Source organism: Psychrobacter sp. (assembly GCF_030457785.1).
In the GTDB taxonomy this organism is placed as follows: domain Bacteria; phylum Pseudomonadota; class Gammaproteobacteria; order Pseudomonadales; family Moraxellaceae; genus Psychrobacter.
Genome location: NZ_JAKDUI010000098.1, coordinates 1 through 9,173 on the forward strand (window position 1 = coordinate 1; position 9,173 = coordinate 9,173).

The window sequence follows — 9,173 nt, forward strand, 5'->3', positions numbered from 1 at the left end:
TAGGTCTTTTTTTCACCTTGCATTTGGTATTGCACTTCATGTGTTAATCTAAGATTTGATCTGCTTACTCAATACTTTTGAGGTAGGGTCAATACGGATAGCAGGTTTCCTACTTTATCCAGACATTCTTGATACTCAGCATCGCAATCCGAGGCGACCGTGATACCACCACCAGCCCATAAGCTGACTTGTCCTTCTTTGCCTAATGTATCGTCTAATGTACCGTTTGATGAGGTATTCGCTTGTAGTGTGCGAATCAGCACATTCCATTGTCCACTACCATCAAAGTTCATGTAGCCCATCGTGCCACAATAGGCACCACGCGATTCGGATTCTAACTCAGATATAATCTCGACGGCTCGTTTTTTTGGCGTACCTGTGATGGAGCCTGCTGGTAGACTGCCAAATAATACCGCTAGCGGATGGGCATCTGATTTTAGTTCAGCAGTGATGGTACTGACCATGTGATGGACATTGCTAAAACTCTCAATCGCGAACAGCTGCGGTGCTTTTACGCTACCTATCTTGGCATATTTGCCCAAATCATTACGCAATAAATCGACAATCATGACGTTCTCAGCACGGTCTTTTTCGCTATTGATTAGTTGCTGCTTATTGAAGTCGTCCTGCTCAGCAGTTGTGCCGCGTGGCATCGTTCCTTTGATGGGCTTGGTGACGATATGATGCTGTCCTGTGCTAGCGTCTTTTTTAAAAGTAAAAAACAGCTCAGGCGAGCAGCTCAATAGCTCAAACTGACTCTTTGACGTATCAGTCTTGATAGCGTCAATATCATTGTTAAAAAACTTCGTTTGTAGATAGCCAGCAAAGGGTGCTTGCGTATTACGGTGTAAGGCAGGTGAATAATCAATGAGGTTGGGCGTATGATTAACAGTATCTGTAACTAGCAAACCCTGCCAAACTTGTGTCAGATTTATTTGATAACAATCCCCTTGCTGCAGATAGTCCTGAGTCTTATGAAAAGCGCTTTGGTAGGCATCTTCATGCCATCGCGGGTTTAGCACTAGTGGTGAAAGTAGGTATTCTGTATTTTGAGGTGCTTCTATCTTGTTGGATAAGGCATGGTCTAGCGCATTCAAACAAGATATAAGCGTGTCGAGTAGGGCGTCTCTCGTTTGGTGATGTGTATCTAACTTTATCGCATCCAGCTCTGTAGTATCCTGTTCTCTTTTGTCTAGGTTTATAGTGTCTGGGTTTATCGTACGCAGTGTCCAGCCAGCGTTTTCATCGGCTGGCGTCAGGTAAATATCATAATGCCCCAATACGGCACAAGGTTGTTTAGCAAACTGAATATCAGCCGTCGGGCTTAATTCATGAGCGGCTATGTCATAACCAATGAAGCCTATAAAACCGTGATGATAGATTGGTTGTGCGTCATGAGTATTGACTGATTTTGAAGATTTTTTATCAGCATCAATTTTAATGTTAGGGGCAATATTATTATCAGGGTCTTGGTTTTTTCGCTGATTTTGGCTGTAGGTAATAAGCTCATCTTGCCACGCGCTATAGCTCATTGGTTTTGAGGTTGTAGTGCCGTTGTCATCACGATAGTTTTTGGTCACGGTATAAAGGCTGCCTTGCTGGTTGCTATTGAAGCAGACAGACCATGCCACTTTAGGTAGCAGACCGATGACGGGTCGGTCGTCGTTATTCAACCATACCAGTTGCCAATGTTTCTCAGGTTTTTGTGCTGTTAAGTACTGTTGTAGCTTTGGGATGAGCTCTGACGCAGGCAAGTCACCAAAACGCCAGCTAGGGTAGATAGCTGGCGATGGGGTAGCATGGGACGTTTTACTATTATGATTTGTGACTGACATCAGTTATGCGTCAAACTTTTTGATAATCAAGGTGGCGTTAGTACCGCCAAAGCCGAAGCTGTTGCTCATCAGAGTATCAAGTTTTGTGTCACGTTTTTCGGTGACGATGTCAAATCCGTCAGCAGCAGGATCTAAGTTTTCAACATTAATACTAGGTGCGATAAAGCCTTCTTGTAGCATCAATAAGCAATAAATCAGCTCTTGTGCACCGACTGCGCCTAGACTATGACCAGTCATAGATTTGGTTGAGCTAATGGCAGGGACTTGACTGGCGTCACCACCAAACACTTTAGCAATCGCTTTTAGTTCAGTGATATCGCCTAAAGGCGTACTAGTACCGTGAGTATTAATATAGTCAACGCTGTCTAATCCAGCTTCGGCCAACGCCTGCTGCATACAACGTACAGCACCTTCACCGCTTGGTGCAACCATTTCAGCACCATCAGAACTGGCACCATAGCCTACGATTTCAGCCAAGATATTGGCACCACGTGCTTGGGCATGCTCTAGAATTTCGACCACGACCATCGCACCACCAGCAGCGATGACAAAGCCGTCACGGTCTTTATCGTATGCTCTTGAGGCAAGTTTTGGGGTTTCATTGTATTGTGTACTGACGGCGCCCATCGCATCAAACATACAAGACTGAGTCCAGTGTTCAGCCTCACTACCACCAGCGAGCACCACATCCGCTTTACCCAACTGGATCAGCTCAGCAGCGTGACCGATACAATGCGTCGAGGTGGCACAAGCCGAAGACATCGAGTAAGAGACGCCCTGAATTTTGAGGCCAGTTGCTAATGCCGCTGATACTGAGCTGCCCATGGTTTTTGGCACTGCCATAGCACCGACACCGCGCAGACCTTTTTTGCGCATGGCATCCACAGCATTGACGATATTTTCAGTCGATGCGCCGCCAGAGCTTGCGACCACGCCTACACGTGGATTGTGATTGATGGTCTCAAGCGACAGACCTGCATGTTCGATGGCGCTCAGGGCGCTGACGTAAGCATAGAGGCTGGCGTCACTAAAAAACCGTTTTAGTTTACGGTCGATGCCACTAGTATCCAGCATCGACTGGTCGATACTACCGCTTACGTGTGATTTAAAATCGTGCTCAGCATAATCTTCGTTAAATGTAATGCCAGACTGACCTTGCTGCAGAGCAGAAGTGACAGTGGCTAAATCATGCCCGATACAAGAGACAATCCCTGCTCCAGTGATAACAACGCGGCGCATATTATATTCCTTATGAGTAATGATTTTTAGAAATTGTTTTAAGAATCATGCAACGACTTTGCAGTCTATAGCCTATGATAACGTATCAAGAACCCAAAATCTTTGCACAACTGCAAAATAACCGTAAAATAGCGTTTGCGAGTCATAACACCAAACAGTATCAATGAGCTGCTCAAAGAAGGGTAGTCAGTAAGTTATCAGAGGCTAGGAAATTGAAGTTATAAAAGACACGGATAAAATTAAAAACTGTGCATCTCGTTGATGAGGCTAAGAAAAGGTCAATCTCATAGCGGTAACCATCGTGATAGCGGTGACAACAGTGTTTATGATAAATAACGCATACTTTTAATACAAAAACTATGTCGCTAATAACATTGTTTGCACTGACAGCACGCATAGTAAATCGTTAAAATGTAACAATCATGACCACCGGTGCGACTGCATTGGTTGTCGACATATTAGACTATCAAGACGCCAGTTAAAATAAGACGTTAGTTAAAACACAGGGTGGTGTTCTAAAAAGTATGCTGGCGATAGAAGTCAATAAGAAATCTATGCTAAGTTCTCTGATTCTATAGGGCTTTCAAGGCTTCAAAAATTGTTCAAGTTTTAATCAGCATACTTTTTGACACACCACCAAACACAGCTTTAAACAACCAAATGCAATCAATCTTCATATTAAGGACATTACGATGGCAAAGCGTAGTACTCTCTCTAAAGGTATCAATACCATTGGTTCTCTTACCCGCAACAGCCTAGAGCGCATAGGTGCGGTAATCGAAGAGACGAATGCCAAGACCAGCAAGCCACGACACTATAAAAAGGTGAATCTGGGCGATGAAGACTATCAGCAAGACTTGTTTCGAGAGCAAACACTAAAGGCGACCCAGCAACTGTTGGGCTCACGTTTTGCCCGCTACAGCAAATATGCCAAAAAAGTCGTTCCGGATAGCTTTTTTCAGTCGACCGTGGATGGTGCATTCACGCAGGTGGCAAAACTTGCCTCCAACTGGAGCCAGATCGACCTGCCAAACGAACACCGTTTTGCTAATATCGAACGTTTAAGTGACGCAGAGCGCTACTCACTCGCGACTGATATAGCCAATCAAAATCGTGCATTAGCGACGATGGGTGGCTTGACGGGGCTTGCCGGCTTGCCAGGTATGTTGGCAGACGCATTATGGTTGTTACTGGTATCACTTCGTACCGTCTATCAGCTGGCTGCTGTATACAACAAACCGCTGACCGGTACTCAGGGTGTGAAGATGGCTTATGAGCTGTTAGCGAGTGCCGACTTACGTAAAATGAAAGAAAAGCAAGCGTTGCTAGCAGGCATTGGAATCGGTAAAGAGTTGCTTGATAATGCGCAGAGCAATGGCCTGCACAGTGAGCTGAGAAACCTTGGTATGAAAAACAAAAACGTCAATTACTACGCTGAGCAAGTTGATAGCATCGCAGGTCAGGTCGGTGTTGATTTAGATAAGGTCAATCTATCGTGGGTTCGCCGCTTTATGCCAGCCACAGCCGTTATCATTGGCATGCACTACAATAGCCAACTAATTGATGAAGTTATTGGTGTTGCCCAATCAACGTTCGCGCCAGAAGCCAAGCTTGCAAATCGCGCGATTACTGATGATAGTGGTAGTGAGCTTGAAGTGCGTAAAACATCAGATGATGAAAGCAAGACAGAAAGCTCAGAAGAGAAAACGTCAGAAGATACGGTACAAGACAGCATAGAACAAGATGACAACGAAGAAGATGATAATGAAGAAAATAAGCAACTCACTGATGCTGACATAGAAACGCAGAAAAAGCCGTAACATCCACAACCAAGCCAGAATACATTCAGGAAGGAATACATTATTTTTTGGCGAACTTAATTGTTGGAGTGAAGTAGTGAGCAGGTTTTACTTATCACGCAGCTATAAAAGGTGATATAATCCGAGTGCCCTTGAAAAACAAGATTATATCGCCATTTTCTTGTCAGAAAATGCTATTTATTTGACCCCAAATACCTTTTGCAAATGATGCTGCAGCTTGGTTTTGTGCTTTTGTCTGTATTCTATTAAATAGCAGTCAAAAACAAACGGGGTAGCAAATCAGCAAGCTCAATGCATATCTATCAAATGTTGTAAAGTAAAACCATGCATAAGTGGTTGAAATAGCAGTAACAACTCTTTATAATACACTGTCCTAAAAATGGGTGACCCCGAAATCTGTCATTAACGTCAGATGGATGGCGTATCTGCCCATTTTTTTGTTTTATACCAAACGGGAGAAGGATGCCTTATGGCAACAACTAACCAATTGATTCGTAAAGGTCGCAAGTCCATCAAGGAAAAGTCAAAAGTTCCTGCGTTGGAAGCGTGCCCACAGCGTCGCGGTGTATGTACTCGCGTATATACTACCACGCCAAAAAAACCTAACTCAGCCATGCGTAAAGTATGTCGTGTACGTTTGACTTCAGGCTATGAAGTATCAAGCTACATCGGCGGCGAAGGTCATAACCTACAAGAGCATAGTGTTGTTCTAATCCGTGGTGGTCGTGTTAAAGATCTACCAGGTGTACGTTATCACACAGTTCGCGGTGCACTAGATTGCGCAGGCGTAAAAGACCGTAAGCAAGGTCGCTCTAAATATGGTGCGAAGAAGCCTAAAGCTTAATATAGCTTAGCTTTTTGCATTACCCAATAACTGTGCATGGGCTCGGTGTCAACAGTAGAAAATTTTGATATAACACCCTTTATATCAGATATCTACGTTTCACATACCACCATGCAGTAAGGCTAACTGGCAGCTTATTACGTCGTTCTATAAATAAACGAGTATGAAGCTGTGAATGTTGGACTATCCTGAAGACAAGGAAATATATTATGCCAAGACGTCGCGTCGTTGCTGCCCGTGAGATCCTACCTGATCCTAAGTTCGGTAGCCAAACCGTTGCAAAATTCATCAACCATGTAATGAGTGATGGTAAAAAATCTACTGCTGAGCGTATCGTTTACGGTGCACTTGAGACAGTTAGTGAGAAACGTAAGGTCGAAGATCCAGTTTCTTTCTTCGAAGAAGTACTAGAAAATGTACGTCCGATGGTCGAAGTAAAAGCTCGCCGTGTCGGTGGTGCTACCTACCAAGTACCAATGGAAGTACGTCCCTCCCGTCGTACTGCCTTGGCTATGCGTTGGTTAGCAGAAGCTGCTGCTAAGCGTTCTGAAAAATCAATGTCTTTACGTTTAGCAGGCGAGTTGAATGACGCTGCTGACGGTAAAGGTAACGCCATGAAGAAGCGTGATGAAGTTCACCGCATGGCAGATGCAAACAAAGCATTCTCTCATTACCGCTTCTAAGCTGCTAATAATTAGTAGTTTTCAAGTAAAGATTTATGGGTTGATGGCTCATGCTCATCAATCCACTATTTTCTGCTCCACTGATTGCTGCCATCATTCAATCACTTGCTGAAAGGTTCGATCTTTTTTCAATTGAGATGGCAGGTATCTATCAAGATTTTTTTCTGAGAAACAACATTCTTAGAAGAAAGTTTGCTAAATAGAAAATACCCCAAATTTTATGCTGCAATATTCTTAGTATTTGCTCTTTTGTTGTCCGTATTAGGCCCAATAATCAGTAAGTAATATTACGAAGCTGACGGCTTTGTCATAGAGTATTAGGCAGAGAACAACACATTATTATATACACGAATTTCCTTAGGAAAACACTATGGCTCGTAAAACTCCCCTAAAGCGCTATCGCAATATCGGTATCTCAGCGCACATCGATGCTGGTAAGACGACCACTACTGAGCGTGTTTTATTCTATACCGGTGTTAGTCACAAAATTGGCGAAGTACATGATGGCGCAGCCACTATGGACTGGATGGAGCAAGAACAAGAACGTGGTATTACAATTACCTCAGCGGCAACAACTTGTTTTTGGTCAGGTATGGCAAAACAGTTCCCTGAACATCGCATCAACATTATTGATACTCCAGGTCACGTTGACTTCACGATTGAAGTTGAGCGTTCTATGCGTGTACTTGATGGTGCTTGCATGGTTTACTGTGCAGTAGGTGGTGTTCAGCCACAGTCTGAGACTGTATGGCGTCAGGCAAATAAATATAAAGTACCACGTCTTGCGTTTGTGAACAAAATGGACCGTGTTGGTGCTGATTTCTACCGTGTTATCGATCAGATCAAAACTCGCTTGGGTGGTAACCCTGTTCCGTTGATTATCCCAATTGGTAAAGAAGATGACTTCGAAGGCGTTGTCGATCTAGTAACCATGAAGGCTATCTACTGGTATGAAGCGTCTCAAGGTATGAATTACGAAGAGCGCGATATCCCAACTGAACTACAAGAAAAAGCGGAAGAGTATCGCGAGCACTTAGTAGAAACTGCTGCTGAGTCTACCGAAGAGCTGATGAATGAGTATCTAGAAAACGGTGAGTTGACTGTTGATCAGATCCACGCAGCACTTCGTCAGCTAACGATCGATAACGAAATCATTCCACTTCTTTGTGGTACTGCCTTTAAAAACAAAGGTGTACAAAAAATGCTAGATGCTGTTATTCAGTATCTACCTGCGCCAATCGATGTACCTGCGATTAAGGGTATCCTTGACGACAAAGAAGAAAGCGAAGGCAGTCGTGAAGCGTCTGATGAAGCACCATTCTCAGCACTTGCATTTAAAATCATGAACGACAAATTCGTTGGTAACTTAACCTTCGTACGTGTTTATTCAGGTGTTATCCAGCAGGGCAGCAGTGTTTATAACCCAGTTAAAATGAAGCGTGAGCGTGTTGGCCGTATCGTACAGATGATGGCTGACTCTCAACAAGAGCTTGAAGAGATTCGTACTGGTGATATCGCTGCCTTAGTTGGTATGAAAGATGTCGGTACTGGTGATACTTTATGTGACGAACACAACGTCATCACGCTTGAGCGTATGGAATTCCCAGATCCAGTTATCAGCCTAGCCGTTGAGCCTAAGACGAAAGCTGACCAAGAAAAAATGTCAATTGCTCTTGGCCGTTTGGCTAAAGAAGATCCATCGTTCCGTGTACACACTGACGAAGAATCTGGTCAGACTATCATCAGTGGTATGGGTGAGCTGCATCTTGAGATTCTTGTTGACCGTATGAAGCGTGAGTTCAATGTTGAAGCAAACATTGGTGCGCCACAGGTTGCTTATCGTGAAACGATTCGTGACACGATTGAACAAGAAGGCAAGTTCGTACGTCAGACTGGTGGTCGTGGTAAGTTCGGTCATGTTTGGCTACGTCTTGAGCCGCTTGATCCAGCGGGCGAAGTTGAGTACGAATTCGCTGAAGAAGTTGTTGGTGGTTCTGTACCTAAAGAATTCCACGGTGCTGTCGATAAAGGTATCCAAGAACGCATGAAAAACGGCGTACTTGCTGGTTACCCAGTTGTCGGCGTAAAAGCAACTTTGTATGACGGTTCTTACCATGATGTCGATTCTGATGAATTGTCGTTTAAAATGGCAGGTTCTATGGCTTTCAGAAAAGGCTTCCTAGCAGCAAATCCTGCGCTACTTGAGCCAGTCATGAAAGTTGAAGTTGAAACACCTGAAGAGTACATGGGTGATATCATGGGCGATCTTAACCGTCGTCGTGGTATGGTCCAAGGCATGGACGACTTGCCTGGCGGTACTAAAGAGATTCGTGCTGAAGTACCATTAGCGGAAATGTTTGGTTATGCCACACAAATGCGCTCAATGTCACAAGGTCGTGCAACGTACTCAATGCAGTTCCAAAAGTACGCTGAGATTCCAAAATCAGTTGCAGAATCTATCATCTCTAAGTTCAACTCTAAAGATGAAGACGAGTAAATAAGATTTATTAGCCTGACGATACGGAGGGTGTCTCTATATTGTCAGCAGAGAATCCGCCAATAACTTGTTAAAAGACTTGTTATTGGTTGTGATTTTCTTATAATATCTGCACATCAGTATGTGCAACCTTTTAACAATTATTTTAATGTGGTTAGTATAGTTCTAATTTTAGTATTTATATTCGTTAGACGCTAACCCCAAAAAAAGAGGAATTACCCATGGCAAAGGCCAAGTTTGAACGTAACAAGCCAC

At 43.7% G+C, this 9,173-nt stretch carries 6 protein-coding genes; 4 read left to right on the top strand and 2 right to left on the bottom strand.

Annotated features, from left to right (window positions below; genetic code table 11):
• Positions 1–68: 68 nt before the first annotated feature.
• A complete protein-coding gene (locus tag L0J61_RS06310) occupies positions 69–1,835 on the bottom strand; it encodes an anthranilate synthase component I family protein (protein WP_301465484.1) in 1,767 nt (588 codons plus the stop codon).
• 3 nt (positions 1,836–1,838) lie between these two features.
• Complete coding sequence (locus L0J61_RS06315) at positions 1,839–3,074, bottom strand: beta-ketoacyl-ACP synthase II (RefSeq protein ID WP_301465485.1); 1,236 nt, start codon at positions 3,072–3,074, stop codon at positions 1,839–1,841.
• Positions 3,075–3,766: 692 nt separating this feature from the next.
• Between L0J61_RS06315 and L0J61_RS06320 the strand changes: the two genes are divergently transcribed.
• From L0J61_RS06320 to fusA, 4 genes are all read left to right on the top strand, one after another.
• Entirely contained in the window at positions 3,767–4,894 is a 1,128-nt protein-coding gene (locus L0J61_RS06320) for an EcsC family protein (RefSeq protein WP_301465486.1), read from the top strand.
• Positions 4,895–5,363: 469 nt separating this feature from the next.
• Positions 5,364–5,738, top strand: coding sequence for a 30S ribosomal protein S12 (gene rpsL, locus L0J61_RS06325; RefSeq protein WP_201573638.1), 375 nt, complete (start codon positions 5,364–5,366; stop codon positions 5,736–5,738).
• 209 nt (positions 5,739–5,947) lie between these two features.
• Positions 5,948–6,421, top strand: coding sequence for a 30S ribosomal protein S7 (gene rpsG, locus L0J61_RS06330; RefSeq protein ID WP_301465487.1), 474 nt, complete (start codon positions 5,948–5,950; stop codon positions 6,419–6,421).
• 370 nt (positions 6,422–6,791) lie between these two features.
• Positions 6,792–8,918 (top strand): elongation factor G, encoded by a 2,127-nt coding sequence (gene fusA, locus L0J61_RS06335; protein ID WP_301465488.1) that lies wholly within the window; start codon positions 6,792–6,794, stop codon positions 8,916–8,918.
• Positions 8,919–9,173: the final 255 nt, after the last annotated feature.

Excerpts from the sequence above, each read along its gene's own strand:
- L0J61_RS06310 (WP_301465484.1), bottom strand. The coding sequence starts at position 1,835 with ATGTCAGTCACAAATCATAATAGTAAAACGTCCCATGCTACCCCATCG.
- L0J61_RS06315 (WP_301465485.1), bottom strand. The coding sequence starts at position 3,074 with ATGCGCCGCGTTGTTATCACTGGAGCAGGGATTGTCTCTTGTATCGGG.
- L0J61_RS06320 (WP_301465486.1), top strand. The coding sequence starts at position 3,767 with ATGGCAAAGCGTAGTACTCTCTCTAAAGGTATCAATACCATTGGTTCT.
- rpsL (WP_201573638.1), top strand. The coding sequence starts at position 5,364 with ATGGCAACAACTAACCAATTGATTCGTAAAGGTCGCAAGTCCATCAAG.
- rpsG (WP_301465487.1), top strand. The coding sequence starts at position 5,948 with ATGCCAAGACGTCGCGTCGTTGCTGCCCGTGAGATCCTACCTGATCCT.
- fusA (WP_301465488.1), top strand. The coding sequence starts at position 6,792 with ATGGCTCGTAAAACTCCCCTAAAGCGCTATCGCAATATCGGTATCTCA.